The organism is Bacillus gobiensis (genome assembly GCF_001278705.1).
Taxonomy (GTDB): Bacteria; Bacillota; Bacilli; order Bacillales; family Bacillaceae; genus Bacillus; species Bacillus gobiensis.
Genome location: NZ_CP012600.1, coordinates 1,884,668 through 1,911,637, shown reverse-complemented (window position 1 = coordinate 1,911,637; position 26,970 = coordinate 1,884,668). Strand labels below are relative to the sequence as shown.

At 42.4% G+C, this 26,970-nt stretch carries 24 protein-coding genes, 1 other RNA gene and 2 other annotated features (1 of these 27 running past the window's edge); of the genes, 20 read left to right on the top strand and 5 right to left on the bottom strand.

Going from position 1 to position 26,970, the window contains the following annotated elements; translation table 11 throughout:
- Positions 1-177: a binding site (T-box leader), on the top strand; it begins 59 nt to the left of the window's first position.
- Positions 178-235: 58 nt separating this feature from the next.
- The 10 genes from hisS to ilvD all read left to right on the top strand — a co-directional run bounded on the left by hisS (position 236) and on the right by ilvD (position 10,958).
- Positions 236-1,513, top strand: coding sequence for a histidine--tRNA ligase (gene hisS, locus AM592_RS09535; protein ID WP_053603587.1), 1,278 nt, complete (start codon positions 236-238; stop codon positions 1,511-1,513).
- Between the two features lie 16 nt (positions 1,514-1,529).
- A complete protein-coding gene (aspS, locus tag AM592_RS09530) occupies positions 1,530-3,311 on the top strand; it encodes an aspartate--tRNA ligase (RefSeq protein ID WP_053603586.1) in 1,782 nt (593 codons plus the stop codon).
- Positions 3,312-3,381: 70 nt separating this feature from the next.
- Positions 3,382-3,575, top strand: a non-coding RNA gene (gene ssrS, locus AM592_RS23265) — 6S RNA.
- Between the two features lie 42 nt (positions 3,576-3,617).
- The gene (locus AM592_RS09525) at positions 3,618-4,382 is read left to right on the top strand and encodes a tRNA threonylcarbamoyladenosine dehydratase (RefSeq protein ID WP_053603585.1); all 765 of its coding nucleotides are present in this window, start codon (positions 3,618-3,620) and stop codon (positions 4,380-4,382) included.
- A gap of 768 nt (positions 4,383-5,150) precedes the next feature.
- Entirely contained in the window at positions 5,151-5,906 is a 756-nt protein-coding gene (locus AM592_RS09515) for an IclR family transcriptional regulator (protein ID WP_225970350.1), read from the top strand.
- Position 5,907: 1 nt separating this feature from the next.
- Positions 5,908-6,858, top strand: a complete 951-nt coding sequence (locus AM592_RS09510; RefSeq protein WP_053603583.1) for a sugar kinase — start codon at positions 5,908-5,910, stop codon at positions 6,856-6,858.
- 20 nt (positions 6,859-6,878) lie between these two features.
- On the top strand, positions 6,879-7,502 hold the full coding sequence (locus AM592_RS09505; protein WP_053603582.1) for a bifunctional 4-hydroxy-2-oxoglutarate aldolase/2-dehydro-3-deoxy-phosphogluconate aldolase: 624 nt from the start codon (positions 6,879-6,881) through the stop codon (positions 7,500-7,502).
- Between the two features lie 15 nt (positions 7,503-7,517).
- Positions 7,518-8,666, top strand: coding sequence for a galactonate dehydratase (gene dgoD, locus AM592_RS09500; protein WP_053603581.1), 1,149 nt, complete (start codon positions 7,518-7,520; stop codon positions 8,664-8,666).
- A gap of 202 nt (positions 8,667-8,868) precedes the next feature.
- A complete protein-coding gene (locus AM592_RS09495; RefSeq protein WP_053603580.1) occupies positions 8,869-9,201 on the top strand; it encodes a MerR family transcriptional regulator in 333 nt (110 codons plus the stop codon).
- A gap of 80 nt (positions 9,202-9,281) precedes the next feature.
- Positions 9,282-10,958, top strand: coding sequence for a dihydroxy-acid dehydratase (gene ilvD, locus AM592_RS09490; RefSeq protein ID WP_053603579.1), 1,677 nt, complete (start codon positions 9,282-9,284; stop codon positions 10,956-10,958).
- Between the two features lie 345 nt (positions 10,959-11,303).
- On the opposite strand, the gene AM592_RS09485 is transcribed toward ilvD, so the two are convergent.
- Entirely contained in the window at positions 11,304-12,572 is a 1,269-nt protein-coding gene (locus tag AM592_RS09485; RefSeq protein ID WP_053603578.1) for a replication-associated recombination protein A, read from the bottom strand.
- A gap of 188 nt (positions 12,573-12,760) precedes the next feature.
- Between AM592_RS09485 and cymR the strand changes: the two genes are divergently transcribed.
- The 8 genes from cymR to AM592_RS23260 all read left to right on the top strand — a co-directional run bounded on the left by cymR (position 12,761) and on the right by AM592_RS23260 (position 19,555).
- Complete coding sequence (gene cymR / locus AM592_RS09480) at positions 12,761-13,177, top strand: cysteine metabolism transcriptional regulator CymR (RefSeq protein WP_053603577.1); 417 nt, start codon at positions 12,761-12,763, stop codon at positions 13,175-13,177.
- An 18-nt stretch (positions 13,178-13,195) separates the two neighbouring features.
- The gene (locus AM592_RS09475) at positions 13,196-14,335 is read left to right on the top strand and encodes a cysteine desulfurase family protein (RefSeq protein WP_053603576.1); all 1,140 of its coding nucleotides are present in this window, start codon (positions 13,196-13,198) and stop codon (positions 14,333-14,335) included.
- A 15-nt stretch (positions 14,336-14,350) separates the two neighbouring features.
- Positions 14,351-15,466, top strand: a complete 1,116-nt coding sequence (gene mnmA, locus AM592_RS09470; RefSeq protein ID WP_053603575.1) for a tRNA 2-thiouridine(34) synthase MnmA — start codon at positions 14,351-14,353, stop codon at positions 15,464-15,466.
- Between the two features lie 67 nt (positions 15,467-15,533).
- A complete protein-coding gene (locus AM592_RS09465; protein ID WP_053603574.1) occupies positions 15,534-16,184 on the top strand; it encodes a tetratricopeptide repeat protein in 651 nt (216 codons plus the stop codon).
- Between the two features lie 47 nt (positions 16,185-16,231).
- Positions 16,232-18,622, top strand: a complete 2,391-nt coding sequence (gene recD2, locus AM592_RS09460) for an SF1B family DNA helicase RecD2 (RefSeq protein ID WP_053603573.1) — start codon at positions 16,232-16,234, stop codon at positions 18,620-18,622.
- 119 nt (positions 18,623-18,741) lie between these two features.
- Positions 18,742-19,206, top strand: coding sequence for a PRC-barrel domain-containing protein (locus AM592_RS09455; RefSeq protein ID WP_053603572.1), 465 nt, complete (start codon positions 18,742-18,744; stop codon positions 19,204-19,206).
- A gap of 10 nt (positions 19,207-19,216) precedes the next feature.
- Positions 19,217-19,408: a hypothetical protein gene (locus tag AM592_RS09450; protein WP_053603571.1), complete on the top strand. Its 192-nt coding sequence runs from the start codon at positions 19,217-19,219 to the stop codon at positions 19,406-19,408.
- Between the two features lie 15 nt (positions 19,409-19,423).
- Positions 19,424-19,555, top strand: a complete 132-nt coding sequence (locus AM592_RS23260; protein WP_082363918.1) for a YrzQ family protein — start codon at positions 19,424-19,426, stop codon at positions 19,553-19,555.
- 49 nt (positions 19,556-19,604) lie between these two features.
- Here AM592_RS23260 and AM592_RS09445 read toward each other — a convergent pair whose 3' ends face one another.
- The 4 genes from AM592_RS09445 to AM592_RS09430 all read right to left on the bottom strand — a co-directional run bounded on the left by AM592_RS09445 (position 19,605) and on the right by AM592_RS09430 (position 22,577).
- Positions 19,605-20,255: an amino acid ABC transporter permease gene (locus AM592_RS09445; RefSeq protein ID WP_053603570.1), complete on the bottom strand. Its 651-nt coding sequence runs from the start codon at positions 20,253-20,255 to the stop codon at positions 19,605-19,607.
- Between the two features lie 21 nt (positions 20,256-20,276).
- Complete coding sequence (locus AM592_RS09440) at positions 20,277-20,930, bottom strand: amino acid ABC transporter permease (protein ID WP_053603569.1); 654 nt, start codon at positions 20,928-20,930, stop codon at positions 20,277-20,279.
- A 72-nt stretch (positions 20,931-21,002) separates the two neighbouring features.
- On the bottom strand, positions 21,003-21,827 hold the full coding sequence (locus AM592_RS09435; protein ID WP_053603568.1) for a transporter substrate-binding domain-containing protein: 825 nt from the start codon (positions 21,825-21,827) through the stop codon (positions 21,003-21,005).
- 21 nt (positions 21,828-21,848) lie between these two features.
- Positions 21,849-22,577, bottom strand: coding sequence for an amino acid ABC transporter ATP-binding protein (locus AM592_RS09430; RefSeq protein WP_053603567.1), 729 nt, complete (start codon positions 22,575-22,577; stop codon positions 21,849-21,851).
- Positions 22,578-22,900: 323 nt separating this feature from the next.
- Here AM592_RS09430 and AM592_RS09425 point away from each other — a divergent pair, with 323 nt between their 5' ends.
- Together AM592_RS09425 and alaS are read left to right on the top strand one after the other, a co-directional pair.
- Positions 22,901-23,962 (top strand): AI-2E family transporter, encoded by a 1,062-nt coding sequence (locus AM592_RS09425; protein WP_053603566.1) that lies wholly within the window; start codon positions 22,901-22,903, stop codon positions 23,960-23,962.
- A gap of 43 nt (positions 23,963-24,005) precedes the next feature.
- Positions 24,006-24,215 (top strand) — a binding site (T-box leader).
- A gap of 57 nt (positions 24,216-24,272) precedes the next feature.
- On the top strand, positions 24,273-26,912 hold the full coding sequence (gene alaS, locus AM592_RS09420) for an alanine--tRNA ligase (protein WP_053603565.1): 2,640 nt from the start codon (positions 24,273-24,275) through the stop codon (positions 26,910-26,912).
- The last annotated feature ends 58 nt before the right edge of the window (positions 26,913-26,970 follow it).

Here is a 26,970-nt window from a genome sequence, read left to right as displayed (position 1 = left end):
TGGCTGTAAGCAAATCCGCATGACCCTTATACGAACGACACTCTTTAGGTTTCTCTCTGAACGCTAAGTAAAAGTCATTAGGAGATGAACGTGAACCTGCGTTAACGGACTAGAGCGGAAGCAAATGAATTTTGCTTCAACTAGGGTGGCACCACGGGTATAACTCTCGTCCCTACTAAATGAACTTAGTAGAGGCGGGAGTTTTTTATTTACGTTAAAAATTGGAGGATTGAAAATGGCTTATAAGATTCCGCGGGGAACGCAGGATATTCTGCCCGGCGATTCAGAAAAATGGCAGTGGATTGAAACAATTGCGAAAGAAACGTGCAAGGCCTATCAATATCGGGAAATTCGCACACCGATGTTTGAGCACACCGATCTGTTCACAAGAGGCGTAGGAGAATCTACTGATATAGTCCAAAAGGAAATGTACACGTTTGATGACAGAAAAGGTAGAAGTTTGACTTTACGGCCGGAGGGAACGGCTTCTGTTGCGAGAGCATTTGTGGAAAACAAGCTGTACGCAAATCCCGTTCAGCCGACAAAGCTTTATTACATTGGACCGATGTTCCGATATGAACGTCCGCAAACTGGAAGATACCGCCAATTTTATCAATTTGGCATCGAAGCGATCGGAATTAATGACCCGGCGATTGATGCGGAAGTGATTTCACTTGCATTAAGCATTTATAAAAAAGCCGGATTGAAAAACATTAAGCTTGTTATCAACAGTCTTGGCGATAAAGACAGCAGAGCGGCGCATAAGGAAGCATTGATTCGCCATTTTGAGCCGCGAATTGATGAATTTTGCGGAGATTGCCAAAAACGACTGCATACAAATCCGCTTCGGATCCTTGACTGCAAACAGGACAGGGATCATGAGCTAATGGGAACAGCTCCTTCGATCCAGGATTACCTGAACGAAGAATCGAAAGAGTATTTTAACAAGCTGCTCACGTATTTATCCGATTTGGATATTCCTTATACGGTTGATCCGAATCTGGTAAGAGGATTGGACTATTATAATCATACGGCTTTCGAAATTATGAGCGACGCGGAAGGCTTTGGCGCGATTACGACTTTAGCCGGCGGCGGCAGATATAACGGATTGGTGGAAGAAGTCGGCGGCCCGGAAGCACCGGGGATCGGTTTTGCGATGAGCATTGAAAGGCTGCTAGCTGCACTTGATGCAGAACAAATAGAGCCTCCGGTTACAAATGAAACCGATTGTTTTATCGCTGCACTAGGCGATAAGGCCAGAGATGCAGCTGTTCGTTTACTTGCACAGCTTCGGGCAGAAGGAATTTCAAGTGAGATAGACTATGAAAATAAAAAACTAAAGGGCCAATTCAAAGCAGCGGAACGGCGCAGTGCCAAATTTATCGCGATCTTAGGCGAAAATGAGCTGAATGAACAAAAAATCAATGTCAAGGATACGGAAACCGGAGAGCAGCTGGAAATCAAGCTGGATGAATTCGTACGGTTTATGAAAGCTAACATTACAGGGGCATAAAAAGGAGAGAGTTACGTTGTTTGGAAGAACATATTACTGCGGAGAAATCACTGAAAAATCAATTGGCGAAAATATCATACTAAAAGGCTGGGTACAAAAGAGACGCGATTTAGGCGGATTAATCTTCATCGATCTAAGAGACCGTTCCGGCATTGTGCAAGTCGTGTTCAACCCGGATTTTTCTGAAGAAGCATTGAGAATTGCCGAAGGTGTAAGAAGCGAATTTGTTCTGGATATTTCAGGGACTGTAGTCGAAAGAGATAGCGGAACTGTCAACCCGAATATAAAAACAGGGAAAATTGAAATTCATGCGGAACGGATTGAAATCTTAAGCAGCAGCAAAACTCCTCCTTTTATGATTTCTGACCAAACTGACGAAGTGGCTGAGGATGTCCGCTTGAAACATAGGTATTTGGATCTTAGAAGGCCGGCAATGTTTGATACTTTTAAAATGAGGCATAATGTAACAAAATCGATCCGGAATTTTCTAGACGATCATGGTTTCTTGGATGTGGAGACGCCGATTCTGACAAAAAGCACGCCGGAAGGAGCCAGAGATTACTTGGTGCCAAGCCGTGTACATGAGGGCCAATTCTATGCACTCCCTCAATCGCCTCAGCTGTTTAAGCAGCTATTGATGGTATCCGGCTTTGATCGTTATTACCAGATTGCCCGATGCTTCCGTGATGAAGATTTGCGCGCTGACCGCCAGCCGGAATTTACCCAGATCGATATCGAAATGTCGTTCATGAGCCAAGAAGAGATTATGGCTCTGTCGGAACAAATGATGGCGAAAATCATGCGTGAAACGAAAGGTATTGAGCTGAACCTTCCGCTGCCAAGAATGTCTTATGATGAGGCGATGAATTCGTATGGCTCGGATAAACCGGATGTTCGCTTTGACATGCTGCTTACTGATGTGTCCAGCCTCGTTCGCGACTCAGATTTTAAAGTATTTTCTGGTGCAGTTCAAAGCGGGGGAGTCGTCAAGGCGATCAACGTAAAGGCTGCCGCTGACAAATATTCGAGAAAGGATATTGATGCGCTCGGTAATTATGTCGGCAACTTTGGAGCAAAAGGCCTTGCGTGGCTTAAGGTAGAAGAGGGTGAATTAAAAGGCCCGATTGCAAAATTCTTCAATTCTGAGGCTCAAAGCTCTTTGACTAGTACACTTCATGCAGAAGCCGGGGATCTTTTCTTGTTTGTTGCTGATAAAAAAGAAGTAGCAAATGATGCATTAGGTGCTTTACGACTAAAGCTTGGAAAAGAGCTGCAGCTGATTGATGAAAGTAAATATAATTTCCTTTGGGTCGTTGATTGGCCGCTGTTGGAGTATGATGAAGAAGAAGGGCGTTATTACGCAGCACACCATCCATTTACCATGCCGGCAAGAGAGGACTTGGACCTGATTGAAACAAACCCTGCAGCTATGAAGGCTCAGGCATATGACCTCGTATTGAACGGATACGAACTCGGAGGCGGATCAGTCCGTATTTTTGAAAAGGAGATCCAGGAAAAAATGTTTACTTTGCTTGGCTTTTCAAAGGAAGAAGCAGAAGAGCAATTTGGATTTCTTCTTCAAGCGTTTGAATATGGCACTCCTCCTCATGGCGGTATTGCACTTGGTTTGGATAGGCTCGTTATGCTGCTTGCTGGAAGGTCGAATTTGCGAGACACAATTGCTTTTCCAAAAACAGCAAGTGCAAGTGACCTGCTGACGGAAGCGCCGGGTGAGGTTAGCAAAGATCAGCTTGATGAGTTGAATTTACAATTGAAAGAAAAAGCGCTGAAAAAATAACCGTTCATGCGGGGCATATTGGCTGCTTGATATGAACCCAATCGTGTGGTATTCTTTTTTTCAAAGAAAATAGGTCCTGATGTGTTTGTTGTATACCTAGTTTTGACCGAACATTTATTTATTCGGGAGTCTGCGTTTTCAAATGGAGTACATGCCTCTTTTTCTATCGGTCAAAGAGGACTTATAACATTTGAGATAAGACACCCACCTGCTGTGAGCGGGATCAAAACGAAGGAAATTGACAACGGCACAATCGGGACTTTTTTTATGCTGTAAATAAGTACATTTGAATATGGAGTGAGAGATGTGCTGCATCAATTTTCAAGAAATGAATTAGCCATTGGTAAAGAAGGTTTACATATATTAAAAAACAGCAGAGTCGCTGTTCTCGGCATAGGCGGAGTCGGTTCGTTTGCCGCTGAAGCTTTGGCTAGATCGGGAGTCGGCCACATCGTTTTGGTCGATAAGGATGATATTGATATTACGAATGTTAATCGCCAGCTTCCCGCTCTATTGTCTACGGTCGGAAAACCGAAAGCAGATGTCATGAAAGCCCGGATTGCCGATATCAATCCGGATTGTGAAGTGACCTCTTTAAAAATGTTCTATACCGAAGAAACCTATGAGACTTTTTTTGAACATGGACTCGATTTTGTTATCGATGCATCTGATACGATCCATTATAAGATTCATCTGATGAAGGAGTGCCTAAGACGAAACATAAAAATCATTTCAAGTATGGGCGCAGCGAATAAAACAGATCCTACTAGATTCCGGATCGATGACATATCAAAGACTCATACAGATCCGATTGCGAAAGTCATTCGGACAAGGCTCAGAAAAGAAGGAATTCACAAAGGGGTGCCTGTTGTTTTTTCCGATGAGAGCCCGATTGTAATTCGTGAAGACGTTCGCCAAGAGGTCGGGAAAGACGATGCAAAAATCAGAAAGGCAAAAATGCCGCCATCCTCAAACGCTTTTGTTCCATCAGTCGTAGGTTTGATCATGGGCGGGCATGTTGTCATGGACTTAATTAAGGATATTCCGATTGAGCGAGTGAAAGATAGATAGTAACTGAACGCAGTGTGCAAAGAGCTGGCTTTGCACACTGTTTTTTTGTTGTTAGGAAACTCAGGAAGTGAATTCTTCACGCTGTTACTCATTTAATCGTATTCAAATAGAAATGATCAGAAGTTGTTTAAATCTCGTTAACGACTATGTTTTGGGTGATTTTGGAATCGGAAGTATCTTACGTGTTCAGAAGGATAAAAAGGAGATAAAGAACCAGGAAAAAGTCCTTCATAGGGGTTTTGAAGGACAAAAAGAAGGAAAAGAGCCAGATAAAAGTTCTTCGAAAGGGTTCTGAAGGACAAAAAGGAGTAGTAGAACCAAGGAAAAGTCCTTCACAGGGGAGCTGAAGGACGAAAAGAGGGAATAGATCCAGAGAAAAGTCCTTCACAGGGGAGCTGAAGGACGAAAAGAGGGAATAGATCCAGAGAAAAGTCCTTCACAGGGGTTTTGAAGGACAAAAAGGAGAAGAAAAACCAGAGTAAAAGTCTTTCAAAGGGGAGCTGAAGGACGAAAAGAGGGAATAGATCCAGAGAAAAGTCCTTCACATCGTTTCTGAAGTCCGGAAGCGTCAAAGCACTACACAGGTACTTTGAGGCATCTTAGATCCTTTACATTGACGGTTTTCTCTTTACATTAATCAGCTTTTATCATTTTTTGTTTGCGCTTTTATTTCCTTATTGACGATACGGCATAACGTGCTAGAATAAAATTAATGAAAATTCTAAATAGAATTTCAAATCACATATATGATTTGAAAGGAGGAGCCATGTGGTAAAGTCAGCCGTACGTGTTTTAAAAGTGTTTGAGCTCCTGGCAATGAAGCGGAATGGTCTTACTGTCAAAGACATAAGCGACGAATTGGGACTACCGCAAAGTAGCACGTTTCATTTAATTTCGACATTGTTTAACGAAGGGTATTTATTACAGGACCATGCAAAAAGGTATAAGCTCGGGCCAAAACTTATTCAAATTGGAAACAATGCCATGGAATCGCTTGATATCGCTTCAATTGGAAAGCCGGTACTATCTAAGCTGATGGAGGATGTCCAAGAAACGGTCTTTATGGCGGTTTTATCAGAAGAGCGATTAGTGTATGTACTGAAAATCGACAGTAACCGATCCATAAAAACAACTGCTCAGCCGGGATACCAAAAACCGCTGCACTGTACCGGTCTTGGCAAAACGTTTCTAGCCTTTCTGCCTGTCGAAAAGAGAGAGAAGCTGATAAGTACAATCGCTCTTCAGCCGGTGACTCCTCGTACGATTACCGATCGGTCGAAGCTTGAAGAATGTCTTGAGCTCTATAAAACCCTGGGCTACTCGATTGATGATGAGGAAAATGAAGAGGGGTTATTCTGTGTAGCCGCACCTATTTATGGCGGAGGCAATATAGTCGAGGCTGCCATTAGTGTGGCCGGTCCGAAAGAAAGAATGAGTAAAAGAAAGGAAGAGATTGCCCGAAAACTAACAGAAGCTGCTGCGAAACTTTCGATTCAAATGGGTTACAAAAAGGGGGTGATCTAAAATGGATGTCATTAGTATAGGAGAAACAATGGTTTTATTTACTCCTCAAGAAGACGGGCTATTGAGGTACAATCGGAATTTTTCCGCCAAAATTGCCGGCGCGGAAACGAACACACTTATAGGCCTTACCCGCTTAGGGATAAAAACTGGATGGATAAGCAAGGTTGGCAGTGATGAATTCGGAAGGTTGATTCTCTCTCAGATTCGAGGCGAAGGTATCGATACAAGCCAGGTGATCTCTGATAATAAGCACCCTACCGGAATTTTCTTTAAAGAAAAAACAAATGAGTCCAATATGAAAATCATGTATTATCGCAAGGGTTCAGCAGCAAGCACGATTACAAAGCATGATATTGATAGCGGTTACATTTCTCGAAGCTCATACCTGTATGTCACCGGGATCACTCCGGCTCTAAGCGAAAGCTCACTTGAAGCTGTCTTTTACGCGATGCAGCTTGCAAAGAAACATCACACAAAAATTGTTTTTGACCCAAATGTCCGTAAGAAGCTTTGGTCTGAAGAAAAAGCAAAAGCTACGTTGCTGGAGATGGCTAAATTAGCCGACATTATACTGCCGGGAACGAGCGAAGGTGAATTTTTATTCGGGACAAAGGACGAAAAGGAAATCGTAAAAAAAGTATTAGATATGGGCAGTGAATTAGCTGTCGTCAAAATGGGTGCCTCCGGAGCTTACTATGAAAGTCATAATCAGCACGGTTATGTAAGCGGGTACAAAGTAGATCGGGTCGTTGATCCTGTTGGAGCAGGAGATGGCTTTGCTGCAGGTGTTATTTCGGGTCTTATTGAAAATGCCGGTATTGAAAAAGCGGTTCAAAGAGGCTGTGCAATCGGGGCGATCGTTACGATGGTTAACGGAGATATAGAAGGACTTCCCGATAAAGAAATTCTTCGGCATTTTGTCCATAAGAGCTCTGAGGATGTAGACCGATAGTTTATTAAAGGAGAGGTTGGATGTCTGCATTAGATTTTATAAAAGATAACAAAGTGATTGCGATTGTTAGGGGAGCAGAAGCATCTGATGTCCTTCAAATTGCAGATGCTTTATACGAAGGCGGTATTCGATTGCTTGAAATTACTTTGAATTCGCCGAATGCATTCGAAGTGATTAAAAACGTGAAAACAAAGTATGGAAACGAAATGCTGATAGGAGCGGGAACTGTACTGGATCCCGAATCTGCACAAGCAGCTTTAGCAGCAGGAGCTGAATTCATTTTATCCCCGACTGTCAATGTCGATACGATCAAGCTTACGAAACGGCATGGCGCCGTAAGTATTCCAGGCGCGTTCAGCCCTAGTGAAATATTAACTGCTTTTGAACATGGAGGAGACATCATTAAAGTGTTTCCTGCTTCTTCGGGGCCCGGATATATTAAGGATATTTTAGGACCGCTCAAACAAATTCCACTCTTGCCGACCGGAGGAGTCAACCTGGAAAATATAGCGGAATTTATGAGAGCGGGTTCAATCGGCGTCGGACTTGGAAGCGCTTTAGTCGATACGAAGAAAGCAGTTAGTGATATCTATTTAAGGCAGTTAACAGCGAAATCGAGAGAATTTCTAGAAGCGATCAATTAAAGGGAGAGTAACCACGTGAAAATCACAAACTATGAACTTTTTCAAATTCCGCCAAGGTGGCTGTTTTTAAAAATAGATACAGACGAAGGAATCACCGGCTGGGGCGAGCCAGTCGTGGAAGGGCGAGCGGCGACGGTCAAGACTGCGGTTGAAGAATTAATGGAGTATCTGATCGATAAAGATCCATTATCGATTGAAGATCATTGGAATGTGATGTACAGAAGCGGTTTTTATCGCGGCGGCCCGATCTTAATGAGCGCAATTTCCGGTATCGATCAAGCGCTTTGGGACATTAAAGGAAAGTATTACGGGCAGCCGGTTCACCAGCTTTTAGGGGGGAAAGCGAGGGAATCAATAAAAGTTTATTCCTGGATTGGCGGTGACCGTCCATATGATGTTGGAAATAACGCAAAGGAAGTCGTTGAAAGAGGATTCAAAGCCGTAAAAATGAATGGGACAGAAGAACTGCAATATGTCGATTCTCATGAAAAAGTCGAGCAGGTCATCGAACGTGTGGCAGCCGTTCGCGAGGCTGTCTGTCCATATGTAGGCATTGGAATCGATTTTCACGGCAGAGTGCATAAGCCGATGGCGAAAATATTGGCAAAGGAAATTGAATCGTTTCGGCCGATGTTTATTGAAGAGCCGGTTCTTCCGGAAAATAATGAAGCGTTAAGAGAAATCGCAAGTCTTGTCAGCACACCGATCGCGACAGGTGAACGCATGTATTCAAAATGGGATTTTAAACGGCTTCTCGTCGATGGCTATGTGGATATTATACAGCCCGACTTGTCTCACGCAGGCGGAATAACCGAATGCAAAAAGATTTTATCAATGGCAGAAGCCTTTGATGTAGCTGCGGCACCGCACTGTCCACTGGGCCCGATTGCTCTCGCAGCATGCTTACAGGTGGACGCGACCTGCCACAACGCCTTTATCCAGGAGCAGAGTCTCGACATCCATTACAACCAAGGATCCGATCTGCTTGATTATATAATGGAGAAAAATGTGTTCACCTATAAAGACGGCTATGTAAAAATTCCGAACGGCCCTGGTCTCGGCATTGAGATCAATGAGAGCCACGTCAGAAAAATGGCTGACATCAGCCACAATTGGCATAATCCAGTGTGGCGACACAAAGACGGCAGCGTTGCGGAATGGTAAGTTGAGATGAATGTTGTTCTCAACCAATCCAATCAAACATTACTAAAAGCTGACACAAACCATTTAAAATAGACCTATCCCTTTTAAGGGGAGGTCTATTTTTTTGTCTGGCAAGACGTGCACTCTCTGAATACAGAAGCAAAAATATTATTGACCATGTGATGCACCCCAAGGTTTACTATTTATAGCAGCGAGGGGAAGAATGTACAAGATTAGTGAGTTCGCTGAATTGACAGGCTTAAGCAAAGAAGCTTTGAGATATTATGCAGAAGTTAAATTCCTCGAACCAGCTTATATAGATCCACGTAACAATTATCACTATTACGATGACGGAAGCTGCTTTCTTGCAATCCTTCTGGTTAAGTTAAGGGGATTTGGTTTTACGATTCAGGAAATGCTTTTGGTAATGGAGGACGAATCATTTACTCATTTAGAGGATTTGTTAATACAGAAAAGGAAGAACATACAAATGCAAGGAATAGTATCAATATGCCCAAGTTTTGGAGATTACTTGCAGATATTTTTAAGGCTATAAGTATATTAAAAATAGTGTTATAATATCGAATAGTTAAAATTTACAGATAACATAGTGAGACTTATATGGAGGGATTTATTTTGGGAGAACTACGCAGTAATATGATTAAAAAAGGATTTGACCGAGCACCGCATAGAAGCTTGCTTCGTGCTGCTGGTGTAAAAGAAGAGGATTTTAATAAACCGTTCATCGCGGTTGTCAACTCATATATTGATATTGTTCCTGGACATGTACATTTACAGGAATTTGGGAAAATTGTAAAAGAAGCGATTCGCGAAGCAGGTGGTGTTCCGTTTGAAATGAACACAATCGGTGTAGATGATGGTATTGCAATGGGGCATATCGGGATGCGCTACTCATTACCAAGTCGTGAAATTATTGCTGATTCCGTAGAAACGGTTGTATCAGCACACTGGTTTGATGGCATGGTCTGTATTCCAAACTGTGACAAAATTACACCAGGTATGATGATGGCTGCTATGCGCTTAAATATTCCGACGATTTTTGTTAGTGGCGGTCCAATGGCAGCCGGTCGTACAAGTGATGGCCGGAAAATTTCACTTTCTTCAGTATTTGAAGGAGTGGGTGCTTATCAGGCTGGGAACCTTGATGGAAAAGGTCTTCTAGAGCTTGAGCAGTTTGGATGTCCAACATGTGGCTCTTGTTCCGGAATGTTCACTGCTAACTCTATGAACTGCTTGGCAGAGGCACTTGGACTAGCTCTACCAGGAAACGGAACGATTTTAGCAGTTGCACCAGAGCGAAAAGAATTTGTTAAACGCTCAGCTAGTCAGTTAATGAATTTAATTGATTTGGATTTAAAGCCGCGTGATATCGTGACAGAAAAAGCAATTGATAACGCATTTGCTCTTGATATGGCACTCGGTGGATCAACGAATACGGTTTTACACACGCTTGCCCTTGCAAACGAAGCAGGTATAGACTATCCGCTTGAACGAATCAATGAAGTAGCAGCGCGTGTGCCGCATCTTTCAAAGCTTGCGCCAGCATCAGACGTTCATATTGAAGATTTGCATGAAGCAGGTGGAGTATCCGCTGCATTAAATGAATTATCCAAAAAAGAGGATGCACTTCACCTTGACGTCATAACAGTAACAGGAAAAACCCTTGGGGAAAACATCGCCGGTTGTGATGTGAAAGACAACAATGTTATTCATTCAATCGATAATCCGTTCTCAGAAAAGGGTGGACTTGCGGTATTATTTGGTAACCTTGCTCCAGATGGTGCAATTATCAAAACAGGTGGTGTCCAAGGCGGAATTACTTCCCACGAGGGACCAGCGATTGTCTTTGACTCACAAGATGAGGCTTTAGAAGGTATTGCCGGGGGACAAGTCAAAGAAGGACATGTTGTCATCATTCGTTATGAGGGACCAAAAGGCGGACCGGGTATGCCGGAAATGTTAGCACCAACTTCCCAAATTGTCGGTATGGGTTTAGGAGCAAAAGTAGCCCTTGTAACAGACGGACGTTTTTCAGGTGCTTCCCGCGGTCTATCTATCGGTCATGCTTCACCAGAAGCAGCAGAAGGCGGACCGCTTGCATTTGTTCAAAATGGTGATCATATTGTCATTGACATTGAAAAGCGCACAATAGATGTTCTAGTTCCTGAGGAAGAATGGGAGCAGCGAAAAGCAAACTGGAAAGGCTTTGAACCAAAAGTTAAAACAGGCTATTTGGCTCGTTACTCTAAGCTTGTAACATCCGCTAGCACTGGTGGTATTATGAAAATCTAAATTGACTTATTAAGTGACCTGTTAAAAAGTCTAGTAAAATTAGAGACTTTTTAACAGGTCCTTTATTTAAGGTTTTAAACAAGGTTCTCTCTCTTTGAAGCAAGGGATAAGCTTTATCAACATAAGGTAATAAGGGTTCTGGAGCAAAAACTTCAAGGACAACGGTGTAATTGCACGGTTACTACAGTTAATTGCACAGAACTGTGGCACAATTGCACGGTTACCACAGTTAATTGCACAAAAACCCGGAATAATTGCACAGACCGCCTGTTAATGTACCTGTATAGTAGACAACATTAGAGAATCGCACAGAAATACCCTGAAAATGCACAATTCCCGGGTTCCCTATTTGCTATTATCATTTATTTTCTCATACACCTGCTTCAATGCGGCTTCAAATTTCCCGGTTTGCTTTGGCTGATAATACTTCTTGTTTTTCAGCGGATCGGGCAAATACTGCTGTTTGACCCAGCCGTTTTCATAATTGTGCGGGTACAGATAATCAAGTCCTCTGCCAAGTTTAGCAGCACCCTTGTAGTGAGCATCCTTTAAGTGCTTTGGCACCTCGCCGATTTTTCCGCTGCGAATATCCGCGAGAGCTTGATCGATTGCCATGATGGCTGAGTTAGATTTGGGAGATAAGCAAAGCTCGATGACGGCGTTGGCAAGCGGGATCCTCGCTTCAGGAAAGCCGATTCTTTCAGCCGTTTGTACTGCGGCGAGCGCTCTTGGGCCTGCTTGCGGATTCGCCAGCCCGACGTCTTCATAGGCGATCACAAGCAACCGCCTGGCAATGCTTTCAAGATCGCCGGCTTCTACCAGCCGCGCAAAGTAGTGCATTGCGGCGTTCGCGTCTGACCCTCTGATTGATTTTTGAAAGGCTGACAACACGTCATAATGGGCATCCCCATTCTTATCATGGGCAAAGCTTTTCTTTTGAAGACATTCTTCAGCGATTTCAAGCGTAATTGGAATAATTCCGTCTTCATTTTCATTTGTTGAAAGAACAGCTAGTTCGAGTGCGTTTAATGCCGACCGGACATCACCCCCGCAGGCAGTGGCAAAATGGTTCAGTGCTTCTTCAGAGCAATCTAGCGAATAGCCGCCTAGCCCTCTATGTTCATCAGCGATTGCCCTTAACAGAGCTTTTTTGATAAGCTCTGGTGTTAACGGATGTAATTCAAAGATTTGCGTCCGGCTTCTGATCGCAGGGTTAATCGCATGGTAAGGATTGGCGGTAGTGGCACCAATGAGAATAATCATGCCATTTTCTAAATAGGGAAGCAAAAAATCCTGCTTTGCTTTATCCAATCGATGTACCTCATCTAAAATTAAGATGATTTGCCCCGACATCTTGGCTTCTTCCACTACAATTTCCATATCTTTTTTATTATTGATGACAGCATTTAACGAACGAAAAGCAATGCTGGTGCTTCCTGCAATAGCTGTGGCGATTGAAGTTTTTCCAATGCCTGGTGGCCCGTAAAGGATCATTGAAGATAGATGCTTCGCTTTTACCATCCGTGCTATGATTTGCTCATCTGCAACGAGATGCTCCTGGCCGAGAATTTCTTCGATTTTCGTTGGCCGCATTCTGAATGCCAGTGGCTTCATATTCATCTCTCCCGATTTCATGTCTGACTATAGAATACCAAAATCATGATAAATAACGAAAGACATCCGAATATAAGAGCATTAAAATGTAACTATGATTAAAGTGTGCTATAATTGCATTTGGTCTATACTAATTTGTATATAATGATTATTACGATAGAGTAACTATTTTGCAGAGGTGTGTTATTTTGAAGATATCAACAAAAGGAAGATACGGTTTAACGATTATGATTGAGCTCGCTAAAAAGCAGGGTGAAGGCCCCACTTCTTTAAAAAGTATTGCTCAAACGAATGATTTGTCCGAGCATTATTTAGAGCAGCTTGTGTCTCCATTAAGAAACGCCGGACTGGTAAAAAGCATTCGCGGGGCGTACGGAGGGTACATTTTAGGTCACGATCCGTCTGACATTACAGCGGGTGACATCATACGTGTACTTGAAGGGCCGATCAGCCCGGTAGAAGTGCTGGAAAACGAAGAGCCTGCCAAGCGGGAGCTCTGGATTCGCATTCGGGACGCTGTCAAAGAAGTGCTTGATAGTACAACACTTGAAGATTTGGCAAACTACACCGAAGGCGAACAAGAAGCGTATATGTTTTATATTTAACGACCCGAGGTGTTACAAATGAATCGAATTTATTTGGATCATGCGGCAACGTCTCCAACCGATCCAAAAGTGGTAGAAAAAATGATGCCCTACTTCACAGAAACGTTTGGCAATCCTTCCAGCATTCACTCGTTTGGAAGAGAAAGCAGAAAATGGCTGGATGAAGCTAGGGGCTCGATTGCCAATCTTATTGGCGCATCCCAAAATGAAATTGTCTTTACGAGCGGCGGAACGGAAGCGAATAACCTTGCCATAATCGGGGCAGCTCTATCCCGTAAGCACAAGGGAAATCATATCATCACAACTGAAATTGAACATCACGCCGTTCTCCATCCGTGTGAACGGCTGGAAGAGATGGGGTTTCAGGTGACGTATTTGAAGCCTGACCAGGATGGTAAAGTCAGTGCCGGGCAAGTTCGCAATGCTCTTCGTGAGGATACAATTCTCGTGACGATTATGTATGGAAACAATGAGGTTGGATCGGTTCAGCCAATCAAAGACATTGGAGAGCTGGTTAAGAACCATACAGCCTATTTTCATACGGATGCTGTACAAGCGTTCGGATATTTGCCGATTCAAGTAAAAAGCGAGAATATTGATCTAATGTCTGTATCCGGCCATAAGCTAAACGGGCCGAAGGGGACAGGCTTTTTATATGTCAGCCAAGACGCTAAGCTCTCTCCGCAAATGCTTGGAGGAGAACAGGAGCGCAAACAGCGTGCGGGAACGGAAAATGTACCAGGAATCGTCGGTTTAAATGAAGCGGTTCGTTTATCAGTTGAAAAACGAGAAGCAAAAAGCCAATTATATCGTGAGTTTAAAACGATTATGATTCAATCGCTGAAGGAAAAAGAAGTGAATGTTCAAATCAATGGCGACATAAATGAAAGCCTGCCACACGTCTTAAATCTATATTTTCCAGGTGTCCAGGTCGAGGCTTTGCTAGTGAATTTGGACCTTGAAGGGATTGCGGTATCAAGCGGGTCTGCTTGTACTGCAGGATCGCTTCTGCCTTCCCATGTGCTCAAAGCTATGTATGGCGAAGACGCGCCGCAGCTGCGTTCATCAGTCAGAATCAGTTTCGGGCCTGAGCATACCAAAGAGAAAATCAAGCGTGCTTCAGAGAAGCTCGCAGAAGTTGTAAGAAGATTAATGTAAGGAGTTGAAGCGGCTATGAAGAAAGCACCCGAAAACACAAGAGTTGTTGTCGGTATGTCGGGAGGAGTCGATTCATCTGTAGCCGCTCTTTTGTTAAAACAACAAGGGTATGATGTCATCGGTATTTTTATGAAAAACTGGGACGATACGGATGAAAACGGGTTCTGTACGGCAACTGAGGATTACGAGGATGTGATTCGCGTATGTAATCAAATCGGGATTCCTTACTACGCGGTTAATTTTGAAAAGCAATATTGGGAAAAGGTTTTTCAATATTTCTTGGATGAGTATAAAGCAGGCAGAACCCCGAACCCTGACGTCATGTGCAATAAAGAAATTAAGTTTAAAGCCTTTTTGGAGCATGCGCTGTCTCTTGGGGCGGACTATCTGGCAACGGGGCACTATGCAAGGGTAGAGCATAACCCGGAAGGTGTGAAAATGCTCCGAGGGATTGATGAAAATAAAGATCAAACGTATTTCTTAAACCAACTAACAGAAGAGCAGCTAAACAAGGTTCTTTTTCCGATTGGCAATCTTGAAAAAAGCGAAGTCAGAGAAATTGCGAAAAAACACGGGCTGGCAACTGCTGCTAAAAAAGACAGTACGGGAATTTGTTTTATCGGAGAAAGAAACTTCAAAACATTCCTAAGCCAGTATCTTCCTGCACAGCCTGGCGAAATGCAAACGATGGATGGAGAAGTGAAAGGCGAGCATGACGGGCTTATGTATTATACGATCGGCCAACGGCACGGTCTCGGAATTGGCGGAAGCGGAGATCCTTGGTTTGTAGCGGGTAAAAATTTGGAAAAAAACATCTTGTATGTTGCCCAAGGCTTCCATGACGAGCTTTTGTATTCTGACAAAATCATTGCGGATCAGGTCAGCTGGGTGCGTCCAGATTTGAAACCGAATGAGTCTCTTAAGTGCACTGCCAAGTTTCGTTACCGCCAAAAAGACAGCGGGGTAACAGTGAAAATGATTGATGAAACAAAAGTTGAAGTCATCTTTGATGAACCGGTAAGAGCAGTGACGCCGGGGCAGGCTGTTGTATTCTACCAAGGAAACGAATGTCTTGGCGGAGGAACGATCGATCATGTTTATAAAAATAATGAAAAACTTTGGTATGTTTAAGTAAAAAAACCTCAACCACTCGTGTTGAGGTTTTTTACAAGAACACCTAGAATTGAAGGAGGAGACAATGGATTACAACAAAATCGGCATCGAAGCAATGCAAAAGGGCGATTACGAAGCGGCCGCGAATGCTTTTACCCAAGCAATTGAAGAGGATCATACAAATGCCATCCCTTATATAAACTTTGCAAATCTGCTTGCTTCAGTGAATGAACTGGACCGTGCTCAAATTTTTTATGAAAAAGCGATTTCGTTGGACGAGGGCGCGGCTTCTGCGTATTATGGAGCAGGAAATTTATTTGTGATGAAAGAATCTTATAGTGAAGCAAAAGATATGTTTGAAAAAGCGCTGCGATTAGGAATGGAAAACGGCGATTTATATTATATGCTCGGAACTTCGCTTATCCAGCTGGAACAGCCAAGGCTTGCTATGCCGTATTTGCAGAGGGCTTCTGAGCTGCTGGAGGATGATCCTGAAGTTCTGTTTCAGTACGGCCTTTGCTTAGCAAATGAGCAGCTGCTTAATGAAGCTGTTAGCCAATTTACTAAAGTCATCGAACTCGATCCAAGCCATTCGGATGCTTATTATAATTTAGGAGTCGCATACGCTTATCAGGAAAATAAAGAAAAAGCGCTTGAAATGCTTAATCAAGCGATCGAAGTAAATCCTGAGCATATGCTTGCACTTCATGCAAAATCGTTAATCGAACAACAGTAAAGGCTCACTGCGCATTAATGCGGGATAAAATGAAGGGAGGAAGCCTTATGACCATACATCACCATACGGAACCTGAAATCGCCCAAGAATCGTTTGTCAAAGGCAAAATCCTCGCTGTCATTTATCATAATGAATCCAATCATTACAGCGTTTTAAAGGTAAAAGTAGAAAAAACAAGTGAAGCGTTTGAAGATTCTTCGGTATCAGTTACCGGTTATTTTCCTACCCTTCAGGAAGAAGATACATATACGTTTTATGGAGAAAGTAAAACACATCCGAAATTCGGACTTCAGTTTCAGGCTGAGCGATTTCGAAAAGAGATCCCAACGACAAAGGAAGGCATTGTCCATTACCTTTCCAGTGACTTGTTTGAGGGCATTGGAAAAAAAACAGCCCAAGAAATCGTAAAAAAACTGGGTGAAGGGGCCATCAACAAGATATTAGCTGACCCTGCTGTCCTTTACGACGTAGCAAAGCTATCAAAGAAAAAAGCGGATAAGCTGGCCGCTTCTCTTCAGGAGCATCAAGGCTTGGAGAGCGTTATGATTGCTTTGAACAATTATGGATTTGGCCCACAGCTATCGATGAAAATTTACCAGGTGTATCAATCAGAAACATTGGATAAAATTCAGTCAAATCCCTATCAGTTGGTCAAGGACGTTGAAGGAATCGGTTTTGCCCGAGCTGACGAGCTTGGGGGACAGATCGGTTTATCCGGTAATCATCCCGAACGGATTAAAGCGGCAATTCTTTACACAGTTGAAGCATCCTGCCTGCAGGATGGACACACTTATATGTACACGAAGCAGCTCATTGTTGATACGCTGAAGCTGTTAAATCAATCCTCAACTGCAGATGATGTCGTCAATGAAGTAGACATTGCAGATCAAATTGTTGAGCTGGGCAAGCTGAACCAGGTGATTGTTGAAGAGGACCGCTGCTACTATCCGTCATTATTTTATGCAGAAAGAAATTTCGCAAAAAATCTAAAAACGATTGCAGAACAGACAGATTATGAAGATCAATTTCCTGAATCTGAGTTTTTGCTTGCCCTTGGTGAATTGGAAGAGAGAATTAATGTTCAGTTTGCTGAAAGTCAAAAGGATGCCATTCAAAAAGCTCTCATGTCGCCAATCATGCTGCTGACTGGGGGGCCGGGAACAGGAAAAACGACAGTAATCCGCGGAATAGTCGAGCTTTATAGCGAATTGCACGGAGTTTCACTGGAACCTGGCGATTATAAAAAGGATGAACCGTTTCCGTTTGTTTTAACAGCGCCTACAGGCAGAGCTGCAAAACGCATGAGCGAATCGACTGGTCTTCCTGCTGTCACCATTCACAGGCTGCTTGGCTGGAATGGTGCTGAAGGGTTTACACACACAGAAGATAATCCGATTGACGGAAAACTTGTTATTATTGATGAAACCAGTATGCTGGACATCTTTATTGCCAACCATCTGTTCAAGGCTATTCCAAAAAATGTCCAGATTATTATGGTGGGAGACGAGGATCAACTTCCTTCTGTCGGTCCCGGACAAGTGCTAAAAGATTTACTCGCTTCTCGTGTGATCGAAACAGTTAAATTAACGGATATCTATCGACAAGCTGAAGGCTCCTCTATTATTGAGCTTGCTCATGAAATGAAAAAAGGCGAGCTGCCGAATAATCTTACAGTGCCGACAAAGGATCGCTCGTTTATTCGCTGTAACCAGAACCAAATCAAAGAGGTCGTTGAAAAGGTTGTTAATAACGCATTAAAGAAGGGGTTTTCAGCTAAGGATCTGCAAGTGCTGGCGCCTATGTACAAAGGAGCGGCAGGCATAAATGAGCTTAATGCCCTCCTTCAGCAAATTTTGAATCCAGCCTCTTCGAAAAAACGGGAAATGAAATTTGGCGATGTGACTTACCGTACAGGGGATAAAATATTGCAGCTTGTCAATCAACCCGAACAAAATGTTTTTAATGGTGATATGGGTGAAATCACTTCAATATTTTATGCGAAAGAGAATACAGAAAAAGAGGATATGATCATTGTTTCGTTTGATGGGAATGAAATCACATTTGTAAAAAAGGATTTTGTACAGTTCACCCACGCCTATTGCTGTTCTATTCATAAATCCCAAGGCAGTGAATTTCCGATCGTAATCCTCCCGGTCGTTAGAAGCTATTACAGGATGCTGAGAAAAAACTTATTATATACAGCAATTACAAGAAGCAAAAAGTTTTTAATTCTGTGCGGTGAAATCGAAGCATTGGAATGGGGAGTACGTAACAAAGAATTGGCGGAAAGACAAACATCATTACGTACCAGATTAAATGAAGCTTTATCTGAAGAAGATACTGAACTTCGAGAGCTTCAAAGCCAGCTTCCATTTAGCGTGCACGATGCGAATATCGGAATGGAAGGAGTAACACCTTTCGATTTCATGACAAGCTAAACACCAAGTGATTATCCACTTGGTGTTTTTTCTTATGGACACTGGGAGCAATTTCATTGCATGGAGAAAGGATTGGAAAGGGAAAATAAAAGTGTTCAAATAAAGGTGGAGATCACACTTTGAGAACATGTAATGAATTAATCGGAATGCCTGTCCGTTGTGCCTCGCGTGTCCTTGGCTGCGTGTCGGATATTTGTTTTTCTTATGATGGGAGATGTATCGGGCTGCTGATTGATGAACAAAAAATTCCATTCATGCATAAAAAAGTGTTCCTTCCAGCTGAACAAATTGTACAGGCTGATGCAGCCGGGATATATACTGGTACGCATCTCATAAGTTCAGCAGATCAACCAGAAAAATATTTACGTTATAATCAACTGAAGCAAAAAATGATTGTCAATCAGGAAAAAAAACAGCTCGGAATTTTGGAAGATGTATATATTTCCTTTCAAGCGGGCACAATGGTAGCATATGAAATCTCGGACGGCTTTTTTGCAGATTTGCAAGGAGAACGAAGACACGTTCCTTCAATGAATACTGCGATGACATTGAATAATGATACCATCATGCTGGCCGAGCAATGAGGTGTTACGATTGTTAATTTGCCCGAATTGTAAAGGGAAAAACATTGGAAAAATAGGTGTGAACCAGTATTACTGCTGGGGATGTTACATTGAATTGACCCTATCAAAAGGAAAGATATCGACACATCAAGTGGAAGAGGACGGGACGTTAAGCAGTCTTGATGATTTATTCACTGATGAAGAACGTACAATGAACCTTTAAAATTGGAGGATTCCTATGAATCGGACAATGACTTCCTTTCTTTCAATGGGTGCAGGAGCATTCGTATACCATTTAGCCAGACAATACAACATGCCGACGAAAAAGAGCATGAAAAGAATCAGAAAAAGAATCATGAAAATGATATAGGCTAAATAAAAAGAGAACCGGATGATTATTGTCCGGTTCTCTTTACTATTTATGCCTGTCTCGCCTCTAATCGCCGGGCGATGATGGACAAAATGTAGTTAACAACAAAGTACATCACAGCTGCGGCCAAGAAGATCGGTATCGTGAAATTAATCGACTGTCCTTTCACAACATTCGCATTATGCATTAACTCAGGAAGCGAGATCACGGTAGCCAATGATGTGTCCTTAAGTAAGGAAATGAATTGGCTGACGAGCGGAGGAATCATTCTTCTGAGGGCTTGTGGCAAAGTGATTTGAATCAGCGTCTGAACATAAGTGAGACCTGACGATCTTGCCGCTTCGATTTGCCCTTTATCAATCGAATTTAAACCGCTTCGGACGATTTCCGAAATCATCGCCGCTTCGAAAATGGTTAATGCCACAATTGCAGATCCCTTAATTCCAAAATCAATTCCTACTTCAGGCAATGCGAAAAAAGTAAAGAAAATGATCAGCAACAAGGGGAGATTTCGAATGATCTCTACCAATAGGGCAAGGACATGCGACACGACGGGCATTCGGGTATATCGCAGAGTTCCTACCAATATTCCGATGATAAAGCTTAATACAATCGAAATGGCGGCAACTTCCAATGTTAGAATAAAGCCATCAAACAAAAATTTTAAATTATCAGGAGAATAGGCTCCTTTAAAATCCATAAATACTGTCCTCCTTTTACGCTAGTTGCTGCGAGAAAGTCTTTTTTCTATATATCCGACTCCTAAGCTGAGCGGGATGGTTAACAGTAAGTAAAACATAGCGACGAATATGTACACATCAAAAACGACATATGTATTGCTTGAGACTAAATCTCCGTGGTACATCAAATCCCAACCGGCGAGCAAACCGAGGATAGAGGAGTTTTTTACCAGATTAATAAATTGGTTGCCGAGTGGCGGGATAACAATTTTGATGGCTTGTGGAAGAATAATATACCTCATGCTTTCTGTATACGTAAGTCCGGTAGCTCTTGCTGCTTCCATCTGTCCTTTTGGAACGGATGAAATTCCTGCACGGATCGCTTCGGCAATAAATGCTGAAGTATAGATTGATAATGCGATTGTACCTGCTGTAAACCCGTCAAACCGAATACCGATAGCAGGAAGACCGATAAAGATGAAAAAAGCAATCAATAGGACGGGGATATTACGCAAAATTTCAACGTAGACCGTACCAATCCAGTTAAGTATTTTGAAAGGAGCTATTCGAAATACGGCGATAAGAGTACCTAAAATAAAGCTTGATATAAGTGCAATGATACTTGAAAGCACTGTGAACTTGAATCCTTCAAGATACATGTCCATGTTGTTGGTAAGTATGGAGAAATCGAGCAAAAAAATCACTCCTTTAGCTAATTGGGATGAGCGAAAAGCCCGCTCATCCCGAATTTGTTTCTATACGATTATTTAACTTGCTGGTTCTTCTTTAATCCACTTGTTTTTAATTTTATCGTATTCGCCGTTGTCTTTTAGTTTTTTCAACGTTTCGTTAATTGCATCAACAAGCTCTGAATTTCCTTTTTTTACAGCAATTCCGTATGGCTCTTCACTGAATGTTTTTCCGACAAGGTGGAAGCTAGGATCTTCATCCGCCATTCCGTAAAGAATCGCATCATCAGTTGTTAACGCATCGCCTTGGCCGGCTTTTAATGCCGAAAAAGCTTCTGAGTAGTTTTCAAACTCATTTACCTTAGCATCGGGGGCTTCTTTGCGAATGTTTTGAGAAGATGTGGAACCTTTAACGGCAAGAACCGTTTTGCTGTTGTCTAAATCCTCGATGCCTTTGATCGGGCTGTCTTTTTTCACTAACAGTGACTGGCCGGCATCAAAATAGACATCTGAAAAATCCACTTCTTTTTTACGTTCTTCAGTAATTGTCATTGTTGCGACAACAGCATCGATGTCACCTTTATTCAATAAAGGAATTCTTGTTTTGGAAGTCACTTCTTTGAATTCAGCTTTGTTTTCGTCGCCAAGAATTTCTTTTGCAATTGCTTTTGAAATATCAATATCAAAACCTTCAATTTCGCCAGAGCTTGGATTTTTTAAGCCAAATAACCGAGTGTCGTTTTTCACTCCGAAGACGATTTTGTCATTTTCTTTAATCGTGTCCAATGCGTTTTTGCCGCTGTCAGCGTTTCCGCCGCTGCCTCCGCTTCCGCAGGCTGCAAGCAGAAGCATTGCTAAAATTGTGACAATTGAAAGTGATAGAAATTTCTTTGAAGTTTTCATTTTTTTCCCCCTATATCTTTCTTAATGATTTAATATACGGCTAAGAAATAAGCGAGCCCGTTCTTCTTTTGGATTCGCATAAAATTCAGCCGGTGTTGCTTCTTCTAAAATTCTGCCTTCATCAATAAAAACAATACGGTCAGCGACTTCTCTGGCAAAGCCCATTTCATGGGTAACAACGACCATGGTCATGCCTTCTTTAGCCAGAGCCTTCATTACATCCAGCACTTCGCCGATCATCTCCGGGTCTAGCGCGGAGGTCGGTTCATCAAATAACATAACCTCAGGCTTCATCGCAAGTCCTCTTGCAATCGCGACTCTTTGCTGTTGTCCTCCGGAAAGTTGGCTTGGGTAGGAATTTGCTTTATCGGGGATCCCGACTTTTTCCAAATAGTACTCAGCTGTTTTCCGTGCCTCGCTTTTTGAAACTCCCAACACTTTTACAGGAGCCAGCATGATGTTCTCAATGACTGTTTTGTGCGGATAAAGATGAAAATGCTGAAACACCATGCCAATATTTCTCCGAACTTTATTAATATCGGTTTTTTTATCGTTTATGACTGTTTCATTAACCTTTAACTTTCCTTCATTTACTGTCTCAAGCCGATTGATGCAGCGCAGCATTGTGCTTTTGCCTGAACCGGAAGGACCAATGATTACGACAACTTCACCTTTTTTTATTTGTAGATTAATATCTTTTAAAACATGAAAATCACCGTAATGCTTGTTGACATTTTCGAATGAAATCATGGTGTTCCCCCTCGCTAATCCAAAATTAACCTATTAGAAAAACTATGTAATAATTCCTTACATGAAAGACTAGATTTTCTAACATCGAAGATATTATACCTTTATCCTATAATTGGAGTCAAATCTTTTCAAAAGTTTTGAAAAATCGCAACATTATTTCGAATAAGATTATATTAAGATACATAATGGTGGAGAAATCAGGAAAACTAGGTAGAACGAAAAAGGTAAGCAGTATTTTCTATATATTCTCTTAAAAGTTGAAAACACCTTTTTTAATGTATGAATATGATCTGTAAATCTCAATTGACATGGAGATGATGCTGTTGCTGAAAAAACCGATGCAGCTGCTTATATGGATTACCATCCTCCTGCTTTTCCTGCTATCAATATATGTGGCAATCAAGCTGAAAATATTATGGTATCCATTGTTCGCTATTTCAAAAGCAATCCTTATACCACTAGGCATCTCCATATTCATAACCTATTTGCTTTTGCCGATTATCGAAAAGCTGCATGAAACAGGGCTGCCGAGAACATTAAGCTTGCTAATCATATATCTCTTGTTTTTTGGCAGCGCCGGCTATGGTTTATACAAAGGCATCCCGATATTGCTAAATCAGCTATACGATTTATCTGAGAACATCCCTATGTTTGCAGAAACCTATAATGTGATGCTGAAGAAAATTCACAACCATACAGATCAATGGCCGGATGGGATGCACGAAAGGATCGATCTGGTGATTAGCCAAACGGAAGGGTTTGTCGCTAATGCTGTAGAAAAAGCGATAAGAAGCATGCGGATATTGTTTGATTATCTTTTAATTGGCGCTCTAATCCCTTTTTTAGTTTTTTACTTAGTAAAAGATATTAGTCTAATGAAAAAAACAGTATGGTATTTTACCCCGTCATCTTGGAGGAAGCGAGGATGGAGATTTCTTAAAGACGTCGATGATTCTCTCGGCGGGTATATCAGGGGTCAGCTGTTTGTGTGCGTCATTATAGGTACTTGTGCAGGGCTGACGTTTTGGCTCTTTCATATTCCATACCCGCTTATTCTCGGACTGGTGATCGCTCTAACAAACATCATTCCGTATTTCGGACCGTTTATCGGAGCTATTCCAGCACTTTTAATAGCAGCAGCTGTATCGTCGAAAGCTGTTATTGTTGTATTGGCAACGATAGCAATTCTTCAATTTATTGAAGGGAATATTCTCGGTCCTCTTATTGTAGGGAGAAGCTTGAATATGCATCCGGTTGCTATTATGCTCGCTCTTTTGGCAGGAGGAGAGCTGGGGGGGATAGTCGGCATGATTATTGCTGTCCCTGCGGCATCTATTCTCAAAATTATGTTCACTCATATGATTTCGATTCGCGCAGAGCATTGACAACAAGCAATGGACTGTCTATAATTTCGTTAGAATGAATATCGATAATTCGTTGAAGGATCTGAGTAAACTGATGTCCTGTTCAAAGAGAGAAGCTCTGTTCGCTGAAAGGAGCTTTAGCAGAAGGGCAGTTGAAGCTAATCCTAAAGAGCAGGAAAAGCCTGCCGAGCATTCCAGCGTTAATGGAAATTAAGGTGATGGGTGAATAAACCCATAATCAGGGTGGTACCGCGAGTAAGCTCTCGTCCCTGTATAAACGTTGTTTATACAAGGACGGGAGCTTTTTTAATCGTTAAAGGAGGAAAGGAAAATGAAGAAATTAACATCTGCTCAATTGAGACAAATGTTTTTGGATTTTTTTAAAGAGAAGGGCCATGATGTTGAGCCGAGTGCGTCGCTTGTGCCTCACGAGGATCCGTCTCTATTATGGATAAACAGCGGAGTAGCTACGTTAAAAAAATATTTTGACGGCAGAATTGTCCCTGAAAATCCAAGGATATGCAATGCGCAAAAATCGATTCGGACAAATGACATAGAAAATGTGGGGAAAACAGCAAGACACCATACATTCTTTGAAATGCTCGGTAATTTTTCAATCGGTGAGTATTTTAAAGAAGAAGCAATTGTCTGGGCTTGGGAATTTCTCACGAGTGAAAAATGGATAGGCTTTGATCCAGAGCTGCTTTCCGTGACGGTTCATCCGGAGGATCATGAAGCGTATTCGTTTTGGGAAGATAAAATCGGAATTCCTACTGAACGGATCATTCGTCTGGAGGGGAACTTTTGGGATATAGGTGAAGGTCCAAGCGGTCCTAACTCAGAAATTTTTTACGACCGAGGAGAAAGCTATGGGAACGACCCTAACGATCCGGAACTCTACCCTGGCGGTGAAAATGAAAGGTATTTAGAAATTTGGAACCTCGTGTTCTCAGAATTTAATCACAATCCAGATGGAAGCTATACTCCACTTCCGAAGCAAAATATCGATACCGGGATGGGCCTGGAACGGATGGTTTCGGTTATCCAAGACGTCCCGACCAATTACGATACTGATTTGTTTGTTCCGATTATCGAAGCAACGGAATCGATTTCAGGCAAGACGTACGGTGAAACGGTAGAACAAGATGTTGCTTTTAAAGTCATTGCCGACCATATGCGGACCGTGTCATTTGCCGTTGGGGATGGAGCTCTTCCTTCGAACGAAGGCCGTGGATACGTACTTCGCAGGCTGATACGCAGAGCTGTCCGTTATGCAAAAGCATTGGATATAAACCGTCCGTTTATGCATGAACTAGTGCCGGTTGTTGCTGAAATCATGGTAGCCTTTTACCCTGAAGTCAAACAAAAGCTCGAGTTCATTTCCAAAGTAATCAAAACAGAAGAAGAACGGTTCCATGAAACGTTAAATGAAGGTCTCGCAATTTTGTCAGAGATCATTAAGAAAGAAAAAGACAACGGAAGCAGCGTAATTAAAGGCATTGATGTGTTTAAATTGTATGACACATACGGATTTCCCGTCGAGCTTACTGAAGAATACGCAGAAGATGATCAAATGACAATTGACCATGACGGCTTCCAAACGGAAATGGAAAAGCAACGTGAGCGTGCGAGAAGTGCACGGAATGAATCAGGAAGCATGCAAATCCAAACAGGGGACCTTGGGAATATCAAAGTTCAAAGTGAATTCGTCGGCTATACAACTTTGATAAATGAAGCAGAAGTCCTTGAATTGCTGAAAGAAGGAGAGCTAGTTTCATCTGTTCAAGAAGGGGAGTCTGTACAGCTCATTCTGGACCAAACGCCATTCTATGCGGAAAGCGGCGGCCAGATTGGTGATAAAGGGTATCTTGCTAACGCCGAAACAGTGATACGTATTTCAGATGTACAGAAGGCTCCAAACGGCCAGCATCTCCACAAAGGAATTGTAGAAAAAGGCTTAGCGGAAAAAGGAATGAAATTAGAAGCAAAGGTTGAAAATAGAATGAGAAGCCAAATTGTGAAAAACCATACGGCTACCCACCTGCTGCATCAAGCGTTAAAGGATGTATTGGGACCGCATGTCAATCAGGCTGGATCTCTCGTATCAGAAAACAGGCTTCGCTTTGATTTCTCCCACTTCGGTCAGGTGACAAAGGACGAGCTTAAGGAAATTGAAAGTATTGTAAATGAAAAAATATGGGGCACACTCCCTGTACAAATCGAACGGAAACCTATTGATGAAGCGAAGGCAATGGGTGCCATGGCTTTGTTCGGTGAGAAGTACGGCGATGTTGTCCGAGTTGTTCAAATAGGCGACTACAGCTTGGAGCTGTGCGGAGGCTGCCATGTTGGGAATACGGCTGAAATCGGCATGTTCAAGATTGTTTCTGAATCCGGAATCGGAGCGGGAACCCGAAGAATTGAAGCTGTGACCGGCAAAGGGGCTTATGAAGAAATGAACGGGCAGGTCGCGCTTTTGCAAGAGACAGCATCCTTGTTAAAAGCAAATGTAAATGAAGTGCCAAAAAGAGTTGAAAGCCTCTATGCTGATTTGAAAGAGCTGCATAAAGAAAATGAATCATTGCTTGCAAAAATAGGGAATGCGGAAGCTGGCGCTATCCTGTCCAAAGTTAAAGAAGTAACTGGAGCCGTTAAGCTGCTTGCCGAACAAGTAAACGCTAAAGACATGAATCATCTTCGTACAATGGCTGATGAGCTGAAAAACAAGCTGGGCTCAGGAGTTATTATCCTTGGCGCTGTAAACGGTGAAAAAGTTAATTTGATTGCAGCTGTTACAAAGGATTTAACAAGTAAAGGCTTGCACGCAGGAAAACTCGTAAAAGCAGCGGCTGAGATCTGCGGAGGTGGTGGCGGAGGCCGTCCGGATATGGCCCAAGCAGGCGGCAAGAACCCGGATAAGCTTGCAGAAGCATTAACTTCTGCAGAAGAATGGGTGAAATCCGTTTTATAATTATTCAATGTAGTGTAGAATGGGTGTAAGACAAGGACACGCCAGCTTCACTAGCTTG